Raw genomic sequence first — 17,759 nt, forward strand, 5'->3', positions numbered from 1 at the left:
GCCGCCCCACATTCCACGCGGTGGCGGGCTGGGCAAAGGCAGGATCAGGCGCCGGGACGGCGGCCTTTGCCACGCGAAGGGATGCGTCCCTGATTCAACGCTCGCCCCGGAAACATGAAAGGCAGCCAATGGCTGCCTTTCGTGCTTCTGCGCTGCGCCTCATTCCGCCCTTCCCTTCAGCACCCACAGGCAACTGTCCAGAGGCGTGCGCTGGTCGCCGCAGGACCATTGGCGCCATGGATGGCGCCAACGAATCCCCGACGATGGGGTCATGGCATGTCCTGCAGGGCCTGCCTGCACGCCTCCCCCATCCGGCGGGACGGCGCCGACGGGGCGCCAGAAACCCCCTTATTCCGCCAGCATCGCCGCCAGCTTCTCCCGGGCAGGGCCCGCCAGCTTGGGGTTGTCCAGCGCGAAGCGGATCGTCGCCTCCACCAGCCCCAGGTGCGTGCCGCAGTCGAAGCGGGTGCCCTCGAAGCGGTAGGCATCGACCTCTTCGGTCTTCAGCAGCTGTGCGATGGCATCGGTCAGCTGGATCTCACCGCCGGCGCCGCTGCCGGTCTGCTCCAGCAGGTCGAAGATCTTCGGGCTCAACACGTAGCGACCAACCACCGCCAGATCACTGGGGGCATCCTCCGGCTTCGGCTTCTCCACGATCTGCGAAATGCGGCCCTTGCGGCCGTCGAACGCCTCGGTGGCGACAATGCCGTAGCTGGCAGTCTTGTCGTGCGGCACGTCCTCGACCGCGATCACGCTCGCACCGCTGGCCTCGTTGAGATCGGCCATCTGCTTCAACGCGCCCTCGCCACGGTTCCAGATCAGGTCATCCGGCAGCAGCACGGCGAACGGCTCGTCGCCGACCACTGCCCTGGCGCACAGCACCGCATGGCCCAGGCCCAGCGCTTCGGCCTGGGTCACGAACACCGCACGCACGCCCTCGGGCAGCACGTGGCGGATCATTTCCAGCTGTTCCTGCTTGCCGGCGCGCTCGAGCTTCTGCTCCAGCTCGTAAGCCTTGTCGAAATAGTCCGCGACCGCGTGCTTGTAGCGGTTGGTGATGAACACCAGGGTGTCGCACCCGGCCTCGATCGCCTCATCGACGGCGTACTGGATCAACGGGCGATCGATGATCGGCAGCATCTCCTTGGGAACGGTCTTGGTGGCCGGCAGGAAGCGCGTACCGAGACCTGCGACAGGAAAAACCGCCTTGCGAATGCGTCGGGACATCAGTTCCTACCAGCCTCTTTGGGAAACGGGACAATATTGGTTTTCGTGCTCGCGCCCTTCGTTTCGCGCATTGGCGAATACTCGGGAATGACGGCGGACAGAATGGCCTGCATGGCCTCGGCATCATAACTGGCTACCGCCTCGCGCAGGCGCGGCAGGCTGCCCAGCACGCGTTCGACGGAAAATTCGCGGACGCCGGCCTCGAGCACCTTGGGGTGGGCGGTCGGCCGGCTGTTCTCATCCGAATAGAACAGGCTTTCATGCAGTTTCTCGCCCGCACGCAGCCCGGTATAGACGATGGCGATATCGGTACCCGGCTGGTGCCCGGCCAGCCGGATCATCTGCTCGGCCAGCACCCGGATCAGCACCGGCTCGCCCATGTCCAGCATGTAGATCGCACCACGCGACGAGGAGGCCGCCGCCTGCAGGATCAGCAGGCAGGCTTCGGGGATCGTCATGAAATAGCGGCTGACCTCGGGATGGGTCACGGTCACCGGCCCGCCCTTGCGGATCTGTTCGCGGAACAGCGGAACCACGCTGCCCACCGAACCCAGCACATTGCCGAAGCGCACGGTGACGAAGCGGGTTCCCTTCTTCTCGTTGAGGCTCTGGCAGATCATTTCCGCATAACGCTTGGTCGCACCCAGCGCATTGGCCGGGTCGACCGCCTTGTCGGTGGAAATGAACACGAAATTGTCCACGCCGTGTTCCTGGCAGGCCCGGGCCATGCACTCCGTCGCCAACGTATTGTTGCGGATGGCTTCCCGCATCTGCCCCTCGAGCAGCGGGACCTGCTTGTAGGCCGCGGCGTGGAATACGGTATCCGGCCGGTACAGGCCCAGCGCACGGCGGGCGACCGCCGGATCGCCGCAGTCGCCCAGCACGCACTCGATTTCCAGGTGCGGGAAGTTGCGGCAGAGTTCGCTCTGGATGTTCAGCATGAGAATCTCGCTGATTTCCAGCAGCACGATCCTGCCCGCGCCATGGCGCGCGCACTGGCGGCAGAGCTCGGAGCCGATGGATCCACCGGCACCGGTCACCATCACCGTGCGCCCGCGCAGCCAACCCCGGATCAGCGCCCAGTCCGGCTGTATGGGCTTGCGACCCAGCAGGTCCTCGATCGCCACTTCCTTGAGCTGCCCGGGCAGCGAGTTTCCTTCCAGGACATCGCTCAGCCTTGGCACGGTCCGGAACGGCAGGCCGGTGCTCTCGCACAGCGCCACGATCCGCTGCATACCCGCCGCATCCAGGGTGGGAATGGCGATCACCAGCAGTTTCGCCGCCGTTTCCTTGGCAACGGACGCCACGTCGGCGATGGTCCCCAGGATCGGGATGCCCTGCAGCTTGGCCCCTTTCAGGTGCGGCGAGTCGTCAAGCAGGCCCACGGGTTCGTAGTCGCCCGATCGGCGCAGGTCCTTGACCAGCGCTTCGGCGGCATGCCCGGCCCCCAGCACCAGCACCCGCCGCGCCCGGGCATCGGAATGGATCGACTGGTGGTCCTTCCATGCACGGTACAGAAGGCGTGGCCCGCCGAGCAGGGCCGCCAGCGCGAACGGATAGATCGCGAGCACGGACATGGGAATGCCATTCAGGCGCCGGTAGCTGAACACCAGGACGATCGCGCCCACGCCGATGAAGCAGGCCTTGAAGATGTTGACCAGGTCGGTGACGCTGGCGAAGCGCCAAAGCCCGCGGTACAGGCCCACGTAATGGAACGCCATGGCCTGCAGCAGCATCACGATGGCAATATCGAAGCTGAGCGGCTGAATGGCCGGGGCGCCCTCCAGCATCGCATAGCGGGCAATGTGCAGCAGTTGCCAGCACGCCCATACCATGACCAGGTCATGCAGCATCACCGCGATGCGCGGAAAATTTCCTGCCAGCTGTCGCCAGACCGCCATTGGTCACCCTTCCCTATCGATGAGCTTTTTTCCGTAGAACGAACCAGAGACCCGCTGCCGCCGCCCCCCACGCGATGGCCGCCAGCTGGTTCCACGGCGAAGGAAGCCGGAGGGACACCAGTGTCAGTCCGATTCCGGCAACGCCGAACAATGCGTAGCACAACGTGACTGTGACGTGACTGTGGCCGGATTTCACCCAGCGCTGGTAGAGATGCCGGGTGTGCGGCTGCATCCAGCGCTCCCCCGCGAGAATGCGCCCTGCCAGCGTCAGCCCGGCATCGATGAGGAACGCGGACAGCGGGATCAGCAGCACGGCCAGGGGCGCACTGTCCGTCGCCAGCCCCAATGCGACCAGTCCGGCCAGCAGATAGCCGAGGGCGCCGCTGCCGACGTCGCCCATGAAGATCCGCGCCCTGGGGAAGTTGAATGGGAGGAACCCCGCTACGCCCGCCGCCAGGACCAGCGCCAGCCCGGCAACCGGGGTGGGCAGCAGCAGGGCGTAGGCCAGCGCTGCCAGCAGCGCCTGCGTGGCGGCCAGGCCATCGATCCCGTCCATGAAGTTCCAGACGTTGATCAGACCGATGGCCAGTACTGCGCTGGAAACGGCGCGGAACGCATCGCCGGTCCAATGCCACACCAGGCCCGCCAGCAGCAGGCCGGCCAGGACATGCACGGCCAACCGCGGAAGTGCCGGCAAGGGCCTGTGATCGTCCCACCAGCCGATTCCCGCAACCAGCAGCAGGCCGGCGGAAAATACCGCAAGCGTCGCCGCTGCCGCGGGGAACAGGAGGCCGATGCACGCGCAGGCGAGCAGCTGCGAAGCGACGATGGCGATGCCCCCCCCGCGCGGCGTCGCGACCGCATGGCTCCTGCGCTCCCCGGGCTGGTCCAGCAGTTGCCGGCGCAGCGCATAGCCGCGCGCCATCGCCGTCAGCCATGCCGCGACCAGCACGACCGCAAGCAGCCCCGGGACCATCCATGCCGGCTGCATGGATCAGAGCACCGCGTAGTTCAGCAGCGGCTTGACCGTCCCCCACTCCTTGCAGCTCGGGCACTGCCAATGGTGGGTACGCGCGCCGAAACCGCAGCGGGTGCAGCGATAGGCGGGATTGCGCACCAGCAGCTGGTCGGTGATGTGCTTCAGGTCCTGCAGCGTCGCCACCGGGTCGGCGCCCTCGGCCAGGGTCAGGTCGATGAGCGCCGATTCGCCGCGTACCGACGGACGGTCCTTCAGCTGGCGCCCCAGGTAGGCACGCGCCGGACCAACGCCCTCCTGCTCCTCCATCAGCCGCGACAGCGCCAGCACCGGGGCGATGCCGCGGTAATGCTCGGTCATCTCCGCCAGGAACGCGCGCGCACCGGCCAGGTCGCCGACGTTGCGGTAGTTCTTGAGCAGTTGCGGCAGGATCTCGGGCAGGTAGTCGGGATCGTTGCGCGCGGCCCGCTCGAATGCGCGCACGGCCGCTTCATCGTTGCCGAAATCGCTTTCCAGGCGACCCTCGATGATGCCGGCACGCACGCTCATCGCGTCGGCGGCGTTGGCGCGCTCGATCGCCGCACGCGCCTGGTCCAGGCGGCCGGCGGCACGATGGCGCTCGGCCAGCTCGCACTCGAACTGCCCGATCAGCTTGCCCATCGGTTCGTCGGTGACCTGCTCGTAGCGGGTCGCGTTTTCTATCGCCTTTTCCCAGTCGCGCTCCGCCTGGTAGATGCCGATCAGGTGCTTCAATGCCTGCGGCGCGCGCTGGTCGATGCGCGCAAGATCGGTGAACACGGTCTCGGCACGGTCCAGCAGGCCGGATTTCATGTAGTCCTCGCCCAGCGCGAGCAGGGCCTGGACACGCTGGTGGTCCGACAGGTCCTGGCGGTTGGCCAGCCCCTGGTGCAGGCGGATGGCGCGGTCCACCTCGCCGCGGCGCCGGAACAGGTGGCCGAGCGCGAGCTGGGTCTCGAAGGTCTCCCTGTCCAGTTCGGCGATATGCAGGAACAGTTCGATGGCCTTGTCCGGCTGCTCGTTGAGCAGGTAGTTCAGGCCACGGAAATAGGTGCTCGACAGCCGACTGACCTGGTTCTCGCTGTGGCGCTGCCCGCCACGCCGGCCAATCACCCAGCCGCAGAGCGCGGCGATCGGCAGGAACAGGAAGAACCAGAACCACTCACTGATGAAGGCCATCGTCGATCAGCGTCCGTCGAAGGGAGAAGGCGCCTGCGGCGCGGGCGTGGCGGCAGGGGCTGCAGCGGCCTTGTTGGCTCGCCGGAGCCTGGAATAAAGGGGAATGACCACGCCCGCCAGCACCAGCCCTCCGCCCACCAGCGCCCCCAGCAGCAGCGACACGATGATCGCGAGCCCGGAGGTGGTGTGGAGCGCCCAGAACGCCAGCCGGATATCGACAGGCTGCGAATTGAGCGAGCCTATCACCAAGCCGCCGACCAGTACGGCCAGCAGAATCAACAGACGGACAGCCTTCATGCGGCAGCCTGCTCCATGTCCACGGAGCCACTAGCTTAACGGCCGTGGCGTCGATCCGCAGCAGGCGGATCAAAGAAACTCAGGCCGGGTCGCTTTCCAGCGGCACGACGTCGCTCACGCGCTCGCGCAGCTCCTTGCCCGGCTTGAAATGGGGGACGTGCTTGCCCGGCAGGGCGACCGATTCGCCGGTCTTCGGGTTGCGTCCCATGCGCGGCGGCCGGTAGTGCAGCGAGAAGCTGCCGAAGCCACGGATCTCGATGCGGTCGCCGGAAGCCAGCGCGCCGCCCATCATCTCCAGCAACGACTTCACGGCCAGATCGACATCATCGGCCTTCAAGTGCGCCTGGTGGCGCGCAAGGATTTCGATCAGCTCGGATTTGGTCATTGCGGACTCGTCACGAAGGTAAACCCCGGAGCGGCCCGGACTTTCGTCCGGGCCGCCCAGGTTGCATCTACGACAAGCTCAAGGCCGATTACTCGGACTTGTTGCCACCCAGCTGCGCGCGCAGCAGCGCACCCAGGCTGGTGGTGCCGGCAGCGGCTTCGGTCGAGGACTTGTTGTACTCGGCCAGCGCTTCGGCGGTCTCGGCTTCGTCCTTGGCCTTGATCGACAGCTGCATGGTACGGCCCTTGCGGTCCATGCCCACGAACTTGGCTTCGACCTTGTCGCCCACCTTCAGGTGCTGCGAAGCGTCGTCGACGCGGTCGTGGCTGATGTCGCGGGCCGAGACGTAGCCTTCGATGCCATCGGCCAGCTCGATCACGGCGCCCTTGGCGTCGACTTCCTTCACCACGCCTTCGACCTTGGAGCCCTTCGGATTGGCCGCCATGTACTGGCCGAACGGATCCTGCTCCAGCTGCTTCACGCCCAGGGAGATGCGCTCGCGCTCCGGATCGACGGCCAGGACGACGGCGTCCAGGGTGTCGCCCTTCTTGAAGTTGCGAACGACGTCTTCGCCGGTGGTGTTCCAGCTGATGTCGGACAGGTGGACCAGGCCGTCGATGCCGCCGTCCAGGCCGATGAAGATGCCGAAGTCGGTGATCGACTTGATCTGGCCGGAGACCTTGTCACCCTTCTTGTGGGTGGCGGCGAAGGTTTCCCACGGATTGGCGGCAACCTGCTTCATGCCCAGCGAGATGCGGCGACGCTCTTCATCGACGTCCAGCACCATCACTTCGACTTCGTCACCGACCTGCACGACCTTGGACGGGTTGACGTTCTTGTTGGTCCAGTCCATCTCGGACACGTGCACCAGGCCTTCCACGCCCGGCTCGATCTCGACGAACGCGCCGTAATCGGTGACGTTGGAGACCTTGCCGAACACGCGGCTGTTGGCCGGGTAACGACGCGAGATGTTGTCCCACGGATCCTCGCCCAGCTGCTTCAGGCCCAGCGAAACGCGGTTGCGCTCGCGGTCGAACTTCAGCACGCGCACGTCCAGCTCGTCGCCGACGTTCACGACTTCGGACGGATGGCGCACGCGCTTCCACGCCATGTCGGTGATGTGCAGCAGGCCGTCGATGCCACCCAGGTCCACGAACGCGCCGTAGTCGGTCAGGTTCTTGACGACACCCTTCAGGATCGCGCCTTCCTGCAGCTTGTCCATCAGCTGCTCGCGCTCTTCCGAGTGCTCGCTCTCGACGACCGCACGGCGGGAAACGACCACGTTGTTGCGCTTGCGGTCGAGCTTGATGAGCTTGAACTCCAGCTCCTTGCCTTCCAGGTAGGCCGGGTCACGCACCGGGCGCACATCGACCAGCGAACCCGGCAGGAACGCGCGGACATCCTTGATGTCGACGGTGAAACCACCCTTGACCTTGCCGCTGATGCGGCCGGTGATGGTCTCGTTCTTCTCCAACGCTTCTTCCAGCTCGTCCCACACCATGGCGCGCTTGGCCTTCTCGCGCGACAGGACGGTTTCGCCGAAGCCGTTCTCGATCGAGTCGAGCGCGACCTTCACCTGGTCGCCCACGCCCACGTCGATTTCGCCAGCGTCGTTACGGAACTGTTCGATCGGCACGATGCCTTCGGACTTCAGACCGGCGTTGATCACCACCACGTCGCCGCGGACGTCGACGACGGTGCCGACGACGATGGCGCCCGGCTTCAGCTTGGCCAGATTGGCCTGGCTGGCTTCAAACAGTTCTGCAAATGATTCGGTCATTGGATTTACTCAGTTGAACACATGGGCAGGCCGCTCCCTTCGGGGAATGCGTGCCGCCCGCCTGTTGGTCGACCCCGTGCCGGCGGCCGTGTGTGGAGTGGTAAAACCGCCGTGCACCCTGCACGACGGAGCCTTGTACGACTTCGATTTGCGCGACGGCGGCCGTCACCGGCCGCTCTCACGGAACCGCGGGTCACGCTTCCGGCGAAGGAAGCAGGCCCAGCACCTTGGCAACGACGTCGTCGATGCCGATACCGCTGGTGTCGATGAGAACGGCGTCATCGGCCGGCCTCAGGGGCGCCACTGCGCGCTGTGCATCACGGGCGTCGCGGGCCATGATCTCGCGCAGGAGGTCATCAAAGTTAACCGAAACCCCTTTTTCTTTCAACTGTTTATGCCGCCTGTGCGCCCGCTCCTCGGCACTGGCGGTCAGGAACACCTTGAACGGGGCGTCCGGGAAGATCACCGTCCCCATGTCGCGGCCGTCGGCCACCAGCCCCGGCGCCATCCTGAATGCGCGCTGGCGCTCCTTCAGCGCGGCCCGCACCTCCGGGATGGCGGCGATCGCCGAGGCCAGGGCGCCGGTGGTCTCCAGGCGCAGCTCGTCGGTGGCGTCGGTATCGTTGACCAGCACCCGCAGGCTCTCGCCGCGCTCGACGAAGCGGATCCGGGTGTCGAACGTGCAGCGCACCAGCGCCGAGGCGTCGGAGGTATCGATGTCGGCCCAGCTGGCAGCCACGCCCACCGCCCGGTACAGCGCCCCCGAATCCAGGTAATGCCAGCCCAGCCGGTGCGCGACGATGCGGCTGACGGTACCCTTGCCGGCCCCGGACGGGCCGTCGATGGTAAGAACGGGGGGAAGTGGACTCATCTGCGGCCTGCACGGGAACGGGAATCGGGCCATTCTAGCGCCCGCTCCGGCCCGGCTGACGCCGATTGCGCGCAACCACTTGAACCCACATGGAATTGCCCGGTAGAATGGCGGGCTTGAACGAGCGTCAACCTGCATATCCGCGGCTACGCTCCCTGTAGAACTCCAACGTATCCGCCGAGGTATGCCATGAAAGTCCTGTCCTCCCTGAAGTCGGCGAAGGCCCGTCACCGTGACTGCAAGGTGGTTCGCCGTCGCGGCAAGATCTTCGTGATCTGCAAGTCGAATCCGCGCTTCAAGGCTCGCCAGCGCTGAGCCGACTGGCGCCCGCCGCCAGCGGAATCCGCGAGGATTCCGGTATTCGCAGAAAGCCGCCCCCGGGCGGCTTTTTGCATCTTCGTCCCCCGCTCACGGCCGGCCGCGTATCCTGCACCCGCCGTGTCCGCCGCGCGCATGCCGCGCCCGGCAGCGCGGAACAGGGTTGCGTGCCGCTTTATCGACGCCGTTTTTTTGCTGTAATCGCCACTTGTCCTCCGGGGAGAAGCGACCATGAAGCAGACCATCCGGGCCCTGGCCCTGACCGCCGCGATCATCGCGGTACCCACCACGGCGATGGCCGACACCCTGCTGATCGAGCGGGCGCAGGAAAAGCCGGCGGGCGCGCTCCCGGCGCGCGGCGAGTCGATGGGGCAGGTCCAGGCGCGCTTCGGCGCCCCGCAGGAGCGGCTCGAGCCGCGCGGCGGCCAGAAGCGCCAGTGGCCGACGATCAACCGCTGGGTCTATCCCGCCTTCACCGTCTACTTCGAGAAGCAGCGGGTGATCGACGTGGTCGCCAACCAGGCGGGCCCCGACGAGATCGGCCCCAAACCGCCGGTCCGCTGATCCACGCCCGTCGCCACGTCGGCGGCCGGCACGCCATTACTCCCTGCACCTCCCGGCACCGGGAGGTGCGCCAACGCACCGGACGCCACTCCGGGCACGATCCGAGCACCCACCCGCAATGACCGATGCACTTCGTTTTCCCGCCGAATGGGAGGCCCAGTCCGGCGTCCTGATCGCCTGGCCGCACGTCGACACCGACTGGGCCGAACGCCTGGCCGAGGTCGAGGAGACCTATATCGCGCTGGTCGCCGCCATCACCCGCTTCCAGCCGGTGCTGATCTGCGTGGCCGACGACGACATCGAGACCTATGCGGAAATGCGCCTGCGCTCCAACCGCATCGACATGCAGCGCGTGCGCTTCATCACCGCGCCGTACGACGACACCTGGCTGCGCGACTCCGGCCCGATCACCCTCCGGCGGGCCGACGGCGGTTTCCAGTTGCTGGATTTCCGCTTCACCGGCTGGGGCGGCAAGTTCGAGGCGAGCCTGGACGACCAGCTGGTCGGCGCGCTGCACGAGGCCGGCGCCTTCAACAACGCCCAGGTACGCAGCATCGCCTTCGCGCTGGAAGGCGGCGCCATCGACACCGACGGCGACGGCACCCTGCTGACCACCTGGAAGTGCCTGCACGAGCGCCACCCGGAGCGCGACCGCGCATCGCTCGGCGCCGACATGGCGCAGTGGATGCACCAGGAACGCGTGCTGTGGCTGGACCACGGCTATCTGGAAGGCGACGACACCGACGCCCACGTCGACACCCTCGCCCGCTTCGCCTCGGCCGACAGCATCGTCTACCAGGACTGCGATGACCCGCAGGACTCGCACCATGCAGAGCTCAAGGCGATGGGGGCCGAACTGGCCGCGCTGCGCACCCGCGATGGCCAGCCCTACCGCCTGTTCCCGCTGCCGTGGGCGCAACCGGTGATCGACGAGGGGCGCCGCCTGGCCGCGTCCTACGCGAACTTCCTGATCATCAACGGCGCGGTGCTGATGCCGGCCTATGGCGACCCCGCCGACGACACCGCGCGCGACGTGCTGGCGCGTGCCTTCCCGGACCGCGAGATCGTGCAGGTGCCATGCCGCCCGCTGATCTGGCAGAACGGCAGCCTGCACTGCATCACCATGCAGTTGCCGAGCGGCCTGATCGACTGAAACCCGGCACCCTCGCCTGTTTCCCCGGCCTGCCTGGCAGGCCCGGGGTCCCGGCTTGCCGCACCCCCATTCACGCCCTTGCCGCCAACCGCCCCCCTGTGCAGGGGCGGTTGCTCCTCCCGGTTTACAATGCCCGCATGAAGACCCATTCCCTGACCGTCGCCCTGATCCAGGAGCGCAACCACGGCGATGCCGCCGCCAATCTGGCCGTGATCGAGTCCCGCGTCGCCGAAGCCGCGGCGCAGGGCGCCAAGCTGGTGCTGCTGCAGGAACTGCACAACGGCCCGTATTTCTGCCAGCACGAATCGGTGGACGAGTTCGACCTGGCCGAGTCGATCCCCGGCCCGAGCACCGAGCGCCTGGGCGCGCTGGCCAGGCGGCACGGCGTGGTCCTCGTCGGCTCGCTGTTCGAGCGCCGCGCCGCCGGCCTGTACCACAACACCGCGGTGGTGTTCGAGAAGGACGGCACCCTGCTCGGCAAGTACCGCAAGATGCACATCCCCGACGACCCGGGCTTCTACGAGAAGTTCTACTTCACCCCGGGCGACATCGGCTTCAAGCCGATCGACACCTCGGTGGGCCGCCTCGGCGTGCTGGTGTGCTGGGACCAGTGGTATCCGGAAGCCGCGCGCCTGATGGCGCTGGCCGGCGCCGAGCTGCTGCTCTACCCCACCGCCATCGGCTGGGATCCGGACGACGTACAGGACGAGAAGAACCGCCAGCGCGACGCCTGGGTACTGAGCCACCGTGGCCATGCCGTGGCCAACGGCGTGCCGGTGCTGTCGTGCAACCGCGTCGGCCACGAGCCTTCGCCGCTGGGCGCGTCGGGCATCCAGTTCTGGGGCAACAGCCACGTGCTCGGCCCGCAGGGCGAGTTCCTGGCCGAGGCCGGCGCCGAGCCGACCGTGATGGTCTGCGAAGTGGACCTGCAGCGCAGCGAACACGTGCGCCGCATCTGGCCGTTCCTGCGCGACCGCCGCATCGACGCCTACGGCGACCTGCTCAAGCGCTACATCGACTGACCGGGACGCCTGCGCATGGCCGTGCACATCCGTGATGCCGGCGCGGCCGACATCGCCGCCATCACCGCGATCTACGCGGTCGAAGTGACCGACTTCGTCAACACCTACGAATACGAGGTGCCGGACGAGGCCGAGATGCTGCGGCGCATGCAGGACATCCTCGCCCGCGGCTTTCCCTACCTGGTCGCCGAGATCGACGGCCAGGTCGCCGGTTATGCCTACGCCAACACCTACCGCAGCCGCATCGCCTACCAGTGGACGGTGGAGAACTCGGTCTACGTCGATGCGCGCTCCCAGGGCCGCGGCGTGGGCAGCGCGCTGCTGCAGGCGCTGATCGACGCCTGCACCGCACGCGGCTACCGGCAGATGGTCGCGGTGATAGGCGAACCGACCAATACCGCGTCGATCAGGCTGCACGAGCGTTTCGGGTTCCAGCTCGTGGGCGTGTTCCGCGGCCTGGGCCGCAAACACGGCCGCTGGCTCGACACGGTGCAGATGCAACGCGCGCTCGGCGATGGCTGCGGGCGCGCCCCCTCCAATGAATGACGCAATGACCGACACCCACTCCGAAAGCGGCAGCGAACTGCTCGCCGGCCAGCCGCTGCGCATCGTCGAACGCGATGGCGTGCGCTACACCCTGCTGGGCACCGCCCACGTTTCCGCCGCCAGCGTGCAGGCGGTGGAACAGGCCATCGGCAGCGGCCAGTACGACGCCGTCGCGGTCGAGCTCGATCCGCAGCGGCTGCAGGCCCTGACCAATCCGGACGCGCTGGCGCAGCTGGACCTGATCGAGGTGATCCGCAAGAACCGGGTCGCCCTGTTCGCCGCCAACCTGGCCCTGGCCGCCTACCAGCGCCGGCTCGCCGAACAACTGGGCATCGAACCGGGCGCCGAGCTCAAGCGCGCGGTGACGCTGGCGCAGGAACGCGGCCTGCCGGTGCACCTGATCGACCGCGATGTCGGCCTGACCTTCCGCCGCGCCTCGCAGCGCCTGGGCTTCATCGGCAAGCTCAAGCTCGTCGCCGGGCTCGGCGCCGGCCTGTTCTCGTCCGAGGACGTGGGCGAGGACGAGATCGAGAAGCTCAAGCAGGGCGACATGCTCGAATCCAGCTTCGGCGAATTCGCCAGCGAGAGCCCGGCGCTGTACGAGAGCATCATCGGCGAGCGCGACCGCTACATGGCCACGCGCCTGCGCGAGGAGCGCAGCGACAGCCAGCGCAACGTGCTCGCGGTGGTCGGCGCCGGCCACCTGGCCGGGCTGGCGCGCTACCTGGAAACCGACACCGTGGCCCCCGGCCCGCTGCGCCAGGCGCTGGAAGCGGTACCGAAGAAGCGCAACGTCCCGTGGATCACGCTGACCATCCTGGCCGTGATCCTGGCCGGCATCGGCGTCGGCTTCTGGAAGGGCGGCATGGGCATGGGCGCTGACATGCTCGCGACCTGGGCGCTCTACACCGGCGGCCTGGCCGGCCTCGGCGCACTGCTGGCCGGCAGCCATCCATTGAGCATCCTGACCGCGGTGGTGGTGGCGCCGTTCAAGCCGTTCCGCCTGAGCATCCCCACCGGCGCTTTCTCCGCGCTGGTGGAAACGCGGCTGCGCCGGCCGGCCTATGCCGACTTCCTGCGGCTGCGCGACGACGCACAGTCGCTCAAGGGCTGGTACCGCAACCGGGTCACCCGCATCGTGCTGACCTTCATGCTCACCAACCTCGGCAGCATGCTCGGCCTGTGGCTGACCGGCTTTACCGTCTACGGCAAGCTGGTGTGACCGGCCACGGCGCCACCGCGGCCATCAGGCCCGCGGCCAGCGCCAGGACAGGCCCACGATCAGCAGGCACAGCACGATCTCGATGCTGCTGTAGGCCAGGTAGAACCACCATGCGCCCGGCATGGTGAGCGCGACGAAGGCGGCGTAGAACAGGGCCAGCCCGATGCCGAGCCAGCGCGTCACCCGCGCCGGCAGGGCCAGCGACAGGAACACCATCAGTCCGGGCACGACCAGCAGCAGGGCCACGAACAGCAGCGAGCCCTGGCTGCTCGGCCCCATCGGACCGCCGCCATCGAGCATGTACTTCAGCTTGCCGGGCCGGTACAGGCCGAAGTAATCGCCATACAGGTAGCAGAAGGTCAGGCTGGCCCACAGCGCGGACAGCTTCAGGCGCAGGGGAAGCGGCGGATCGGACAGCACGGTCCGGGAAGATCGGGTCTGCATGATGACCTCACTGGGCACGGGAATGGGATGCGGCGGGGCACGCCGCGCGCAGGCCGAACAGCAGCAGCCACAGGCAGGTGCCGATCTCGCCGACGGAGGCCGGCAGCGTCAGGTGGGCCGATATCCACCAATCCGCGTAGCCGGGTACCAGCAGTTCCGCCAGCACATCCAGCACATAGCCCAGCCCGCCCAGCACCAGCAGCGCGCCCAGCAGGCGCGGCAGGCGCCGCGAGCGCAGCACCAGCCAGCCCAGCGGCAACAGCCACAGCCCCCAGAACACGCGCACCAGCTGCATGCCGCCGCGGTAGGCCTTCAACGCCGCGTGCGCGAGCTGCTGGCGCTGCTCCGGCGACAGCAGCTGCGCGCTGTCGGCATCGGTCAGCAGCGACAGCGCCTGCAGCCGGTGCGACAACGCCGCCAGCGCCAACGGAACCGCCATCGCCACGAACGCCAGCATCAGCGTCGCCGCGCTGCGGCTGACATCCTGGAAGCTGCGGTACAGCACCAGTGCCAGCAGCAGATAGGCCACCTGCTCGACGACGAAAGCCGCCACGCCCTGCTTGAACAGCGCCTGCCTGGCGACCACGTTGTCCAGCATCGCGCCGGCGTCGGCGCCGGCCAGCTGCGCCGGCACGTAAGCCAGGCAGAAGATGCCGGTGACGACCACGATCAGGTACAGGACACCGGCAAGCCGGCCGCCCGGGGGAAGTGCATGTGGCATCCGCGGTCTCCCTGGAAAGTGCTCCCGCCGGAGTGGCGGGAGCGCGACAGCCTTACTCCTGCACGGGCGCCGCCCCGGCCGCCGGCAGCGGCGCCAGACCGCGCGCGCGCCGCACCAGGCGCGCGGTTCCCGTGCGCAGGTCGTCGAGGATGGCGTAGATGGTCGGCAGGAACAGCAGGCTGACCACGGTCGAGAACGCCAGGCCGCCGGCAATGGCGCGTGCCATCGGGTAGTACGGCGGCATGCCGTCGGCGGTCTTGGTATTCAGCGCGATCGGGATCATCGCCAGGATCGCCGTGCCCATCGTCATCATGATCGGGCGCAGGCGCTCGCGGCTGCCTTCCACCAGCGCATCGGTACGCGCCATGCCGCGCCGGCGCAGGTTGTTGATGTGCTCGATCATCACGATGCCGTTGTTGACCACCACGCCCATCAGCACCAGGATGCCGATCACCGCCATGATGTTCATCTCGGTGCCGGTCAGCCAGAACAGCCAGTACACGCCGAAGATCGAGAACAGCACGCAGGACATGATCGCCGCCGGGAACAGCAGCGACTCGAACACCGCGGCCATGATCACCACCATCAGGATCAGCGCGATGAAGATGCTGTTCACCATCTGCTGCATGCCATCGAAGTTGATGTTGAAGCCGGCCCCGGCGAAGGTGTAGCCGTAGCCGGGCGGGAACTGCACGCCTTCCAGCGTGGTCTCGATCGCCTTGCGCGCCTGGTCCATCGGCACGTCCTTGGCCAGCCCCGCCTCGACCCGCAGCATGGTCTGCCGGTTCAGGCGCTGGATCGAACTGGCCGCCGGCGTGACGCTCACGTCCACCATCGCCAGCAGCGGCACTTCCTTGCCGCCGGCAGTGCGCACCATGAACGACGACAGGTCCTCGATGCCATAGTTCTCCGAGCCGGCGAAGCGCACGTTGACCGGGATCTCGACGTCGTCGCGGTGGAAGTCGCGCAGCGAGGAGCCACGCAGCGCCATGCCGACGAACTGCGCCACCTGCTGCGCGCTGAAACCATAGGCGGCGGCACGCTCGCGATCCACCCGCACCGCCAGTTCGGTGTTGGCGTCGCCGGTGTCCACGCGCACGTCGCGCAGCTTCGGATCGCGTGCGAGTATCGGCACGATGTCTTCGGCCAGCTCCTTCAGCGTCTGGGTCGAGTCGCCCACCAGGCTGAAGCGGATGCCCTGGCCGTCGCTGCCCATGCCGCCGGGCCAGCCGATGCCGATCTTGGCGCGCGCCGACTGCGGCAGCCCCTTGCGCACCTCCTCCTTGATCTTCTCGCTCAGCGCCGGGTCCTCGGTGTCCAGGAACAGGCGCGTCTGCGCCCAGCCCTGCTCGCTGTAGCGGCTGAACACGCGTTCGACGTGGAATTCCTTGCGGCGCGCATTGACGAACGCCTCCACCCGCGCCACTTCCCGGCCCATCTCCTCCTTGGAGTAGGCGCCGCGCCACTGGTAGAAGATGTTGATCTCGCTCGGATCGCCGTCGTCGCCGCCACCGGTGGTATGCGTCATCGGATACACGCTGGCCAGGGAGATGGCGAGGATGCCGCCCACCGCCCAGCCGCGGTGCTGCAGCGTCCAGCGCAGCGCGCGCGCATAACGTTCCTGCATCCGGTTGATCAGCGGCGACTTCAGCGCCGGCGGGGTCTTCATCCGCGCAGAAAGCATCGGGATCAGGCTCACCGCCACCAGCCACGAGGCCAGCAGCGAGACCGAGATCGTCACCGCCAGCTGCGACAGGTAGATGGTGATGATGTTCTTCTCGCCGAACATCATCGGCAGGAACACCACGCAGTGGCACAGGGTGCCGGCCGACAGCGCGATGGCCACGTGGCGGGTACCGATGATGGAGGCCAGCGAGGGTTGGTCGGGGTACTTCTCGCGCTCCTGGTAGATGCTCTCCACCACCACCACCGCGTTGTCCACCAGCATGCCCACCGCCAGCAGCAGGCCCATCATCGAAATGATGTTCATGGTGATGCCGGCGAAGTACATGAACCCCAGGGTCATGATGAAGCAGATCGGGATGGCCAGCGACACCATCAGCGTCGACGGCCAGTGGCGCAGGAAGGCGTACAGCACGATTACCGACAGCAGCAGGCCGATCGCGCCGGCCTCGGCCAGCGCCAGCAACGAACTGGTCACCGCCTGCCCCTGGTCGTCGGTGACTTCGATGCCGACGCCGCGCATCGCCGGGTCTTCCTGCAGCCGCTCGATCTCGGCGCGCACCGCGCGCGAGAGATCCACCAGGTTGGCCGAGCGCTCCTTGTACACGTCGACGCCGACGCTGGGCCTGCCCTCCATCTGCCGCACGTAGTTCATGCGCTGCGGCTGCAGGCTGACTTCGGCGATATCCGACAGCCGGGTACCGCGCTTGTCGACCGGCAGGTTGCGCAGCGCCTGCAGTTCCAGCAGCTCGCCGCGCGGCTGCACGCGCAGGCGCCGGCCGGCCTCGGTGATCTGCCCGGCCGACACCGAGAAGTTGGCCGCCTGCAGCTTCTGCACCAGTTCGTTGAGCGCCACCCCGTGCGCGCTCAGCCGGTCCTTGTCCAGCGCCACCAGCACTTCCTGCTTGGCGACGCCCTCGACCTCGACCCGGGCCACCCCGGGCAGGCGTTCCAGGCGCTGCTTGATGCTGCGCTCGATCAGGTCCGCGCGCGCGGTCAGGTCCTCGTCGCTGGTCAGGCGCAGGCTCATCGCCTCGCGGTCGCTGGTGCTCCAGCGCTGCACGTAGTAGCGGCGGAAATCGTCCGGCAACTGGTCGCGCACCGCATCGATGCGCTCGCGCGCCTCGGACGCGGCCATGGCGATATCGCGGTTCCAGTCGCTGAATTCGACCTGGATCTGCCCGCCCTCGGCATTGGCGCGGGCGTTCATCGACTTGATGCCCGGCATCGTGGCGATGGCTTCCTCGACCGGCCGCAGCAGGTTGCGCTCCACTTCCTCCGGCGTCGACCCCGGGTACGGCAGCGACACGAAGAAGAAGGGGATGGTGGCTTCAGGCTCGGCTTCCAGCGGCAGCCGGAAAGCGGCGATCAGGCCGATCGCCACCATCGACACGAACAGCATGATGGTGGTGACGGGGCGGCGGATGGACAGCTCGGTGATGTTCATCCGTA

The 17,759-nt window shown here is 67.5% G+C and carries 17 protein-coding genes; 6 read left to right on the forward strand and 11 right to left on the reverse strand.

Going from position 1 to position 17,759, the window contains the following annotated elements; genetic code table 11:
• Window positions 1-348 precede the first annotated feature (348 nt).
• The 8 genes from galU to cmk form a co-directional block, all read right to left on the reverse strand.
• Window positions 349-1,227, reverse strand: a complete 879-nt coding sequence (gene galU / locus F0P95_RS12930; protein ID WP_182334571.1) for a UTP--glucose-1-phosphate uridylyltransferase GalU — start codon at window positions 1,225-1,227, stop codon at window positions 349-351.
• A complete protein-coding gene (locus F0P95_RS12935; RefSeq protein WP_182334572.1) occupies window positions 1,227-3,128 on the reverse strand; it encodes a polysaccharide biosynthesis protein in 1,902 nt (633 codons plus the stop codon). Before F0P95_RS12935 ends, galU begins: the two co-directional genes overlap by 1 nt.
• 13 nt (window positions 3,129-3,141) lie before the next feature.
• Window positions 3,142-4,119: an MraY family glycosyltransferase gene (locus tag F0P95_RS12940; RefSeq protein WP_182334573.1), complete on the reverse strand. Its 978-nt coding sequence runs from the start codon at window positions 4,117-4,119 to the stop codon at window positions 3,142-3,144.
• Window positions 4,120-4,122: 3 nt separating this feature from the next.
• Window positions 4,123-5,301 (reverse strand): lipopolysaccharide assembly protein LapB, encoded by a 1,179-nt coding sequence (lapB, locus tag F0P95_RS12945; protein WP_182334574.1) that lies wholly within the window; start codon window positions 5,299-5,301, stop codon window positions 4,123-4,125.
• A 6-nt stretch (window positions 5,302-5,307) separates the two neighbouring features.
• The gene (locus F0P95_RS12950; protein ID WP_182334575.1) at window positions 5,308-5,598 is read right to left on the reverse strand and encodes a lipopolysaccharide assembly protein LapA domain-containing protein; all 291 of its coding nucleotides are present in this window, start codon (window positions 5,596-5,598) and stop codon (window positions 5,308-5,310) included.
• Window positions 5,599-5,677: 79 nt separating this feature from the next.
• A complete protein-coding gene (locus F0P95_RS12955; protein WP_054666286.1) occupies window positions 5,678-5,983 on the reverse strand; it encodes an integration host factor subunit beta in 306 nt (101 codons plus the stop codon).
• Window positions 5,984-6,071: 88 nt separating this feature from the next.
• Window positions 6,072-7,763: a 30S ribosomal protein S1 gene (rpsA, locus tag F0P95_RS12960; RefSeq protein WP_054666289.1), complete on the reverse strand. Its 1,692-nt coding sequence runs from the start codon at window positions 7,761-7,763 to the stop codon at window positions 6,072-6,074.
• Window positions 7,764-7,956: 193 nt separating this feature from the next.
• The gene (gene cmk / locus F0P95_RS12965) at window positions 7,957-8,634 is read right to left on the reverse strand and encodes a (d)CMP kinase (RefSeq protein WP_054666292.1); all 678 of its coding nucleotides are present in this window, start codon (window positions 8,632-8,634) and stop codon (window positions 7,957-7,959) included.
• A gap of 189 nt (window positions 8,635-8,823) precedes the next feature.
• Between cmk and ykgO the strand changes: the two genes are divergently transcribed.
• The 6 genes from ykgO to F0P95_RS12995 all read left to right on the forward strand — a co-directional run bounded on the left by ykgO (window position 8,824) and on the right by F0P95_RS12995 (window position 13,459).
• Entirely contained in the window at window positions 8,824-8,949 is a 126-nt protein-coding gene (gene ykgO / locus F0P95_RS12970) for a type B 50S ribosomal protein L36 (RefSeq protein WP_005409283.1), read from the forward strand.
• Window positions 8,950-9,183: 234 nt separating this feature from the next.
• Entirely contained in the window at window positions 9,184-9,516 is a 333-nt protein-coding gene (locus F0P95_RS12975) for a hypothetical protein (protein ID WP_182334576.1), read from the forward strand.
• A 118-nt stretch (window positions 9,517-9,634) separates the two neighbouring features.
• Entirely contained in the window at window positions 9,635-10,669 is a 1,035-nt protein-coding gene (locus F0P95_RS12980; protein WP_182334577.1) for an agmatine deiminase family protein, read from the forward strand.
• Window positions 10,670-10,806: 137 nt separating this feature from the next.
• Window positions 10,807-11,691 (forward strand): carbon-nitrogen hydrolase, encoded by an 885-nt coding sequence (locus F0P95_RS12985; protein ID WP_182334578.1) that lies wholly within the window; start codon window positions 10,807-10,809, stop codon window positions 11,689-11,691.
• A 15-nt stretch (window positions 11,692-11,706) separates the two neighbouring features.
• A complete protein-coding gene (locus F0P95_RS12990) occupies window positions 11,707-12,237 on the forward strand; it encodes a GNAT family N-acetyltransferase (RefSeq protein WP_182334579.1) in 531 nt (176 codons plus the stop codon).
• A complete protein-coding gene (locus F0P95_RS12995; protein ID WP_425515871.1) occupies window positions 12,230-13,459 on the forward strand; it encodes a TraB/GumN family protein in 1,230 nt (409 codons plus the stop codon). The genes F0P95_RS12990 and F0P95_RS12995 overlap by 8 nt, the downstream gene beginning before the upstream one ends.
• A gap of 24 nt (window positions 13,460-13,483) precedes the next feature.
• Here F0P95_RS12995 and F0P95_RS13000 read toward each other — a convergent pair whose 3' ends face one another.
• Genes F0P95_RS13000 through F0P95_RS13010 form a run of 3 tightly spaced genes read right to left on the reverse strand, consistent with a single transcriptional unit; the run spans window position 13,484 to window position 17,754 of the window.
• A complete protein-coding gene (locus tag F0P95_RS13000; RefSeq protein ID WP_182334581.1) occupies window positions 13,484-13,903 on the reverse strand; it encodes a DUF6326 family protein in 420 nt (139 codons plus the stop codon).
• A gap of 7 nt (window positions 13,904-13,910) precedes the next feature.
• Entirely contained in the window at window positions 13,911-14,624 is a 714-nt protein-coding gene (locus tag F0P95_RS13005) for a DUF4386 family protein (protein ID WP_182334582.1), read from the reverse strand.
• A gap of 52 nt (window positions 14,625-14,676) precedes the next feature.
• Entirely contained in the window at window positions 14,677-17,754 is a 3,078-nt protein-coding gene (locus tag F0P95_RS13010) for an efflux RND transporter permease subunit (protein WP_182334583.1), read from the reverse strand.
• Between the last annotated feature and the right edge of the window lie 5 nt (window positions 17,755-17,759).

This window comes from Stenotrophomonas acidaminiphila (assembly GCF_014109845.1).
Taxonomy (GTDB): Bacteria; Pseudomonadota; Gammaproteobacteria; order Xanthomonadales; family Xanthomonadaceae; genus Stenotrophomonas; species Stenotrophomonas acidaminiphila.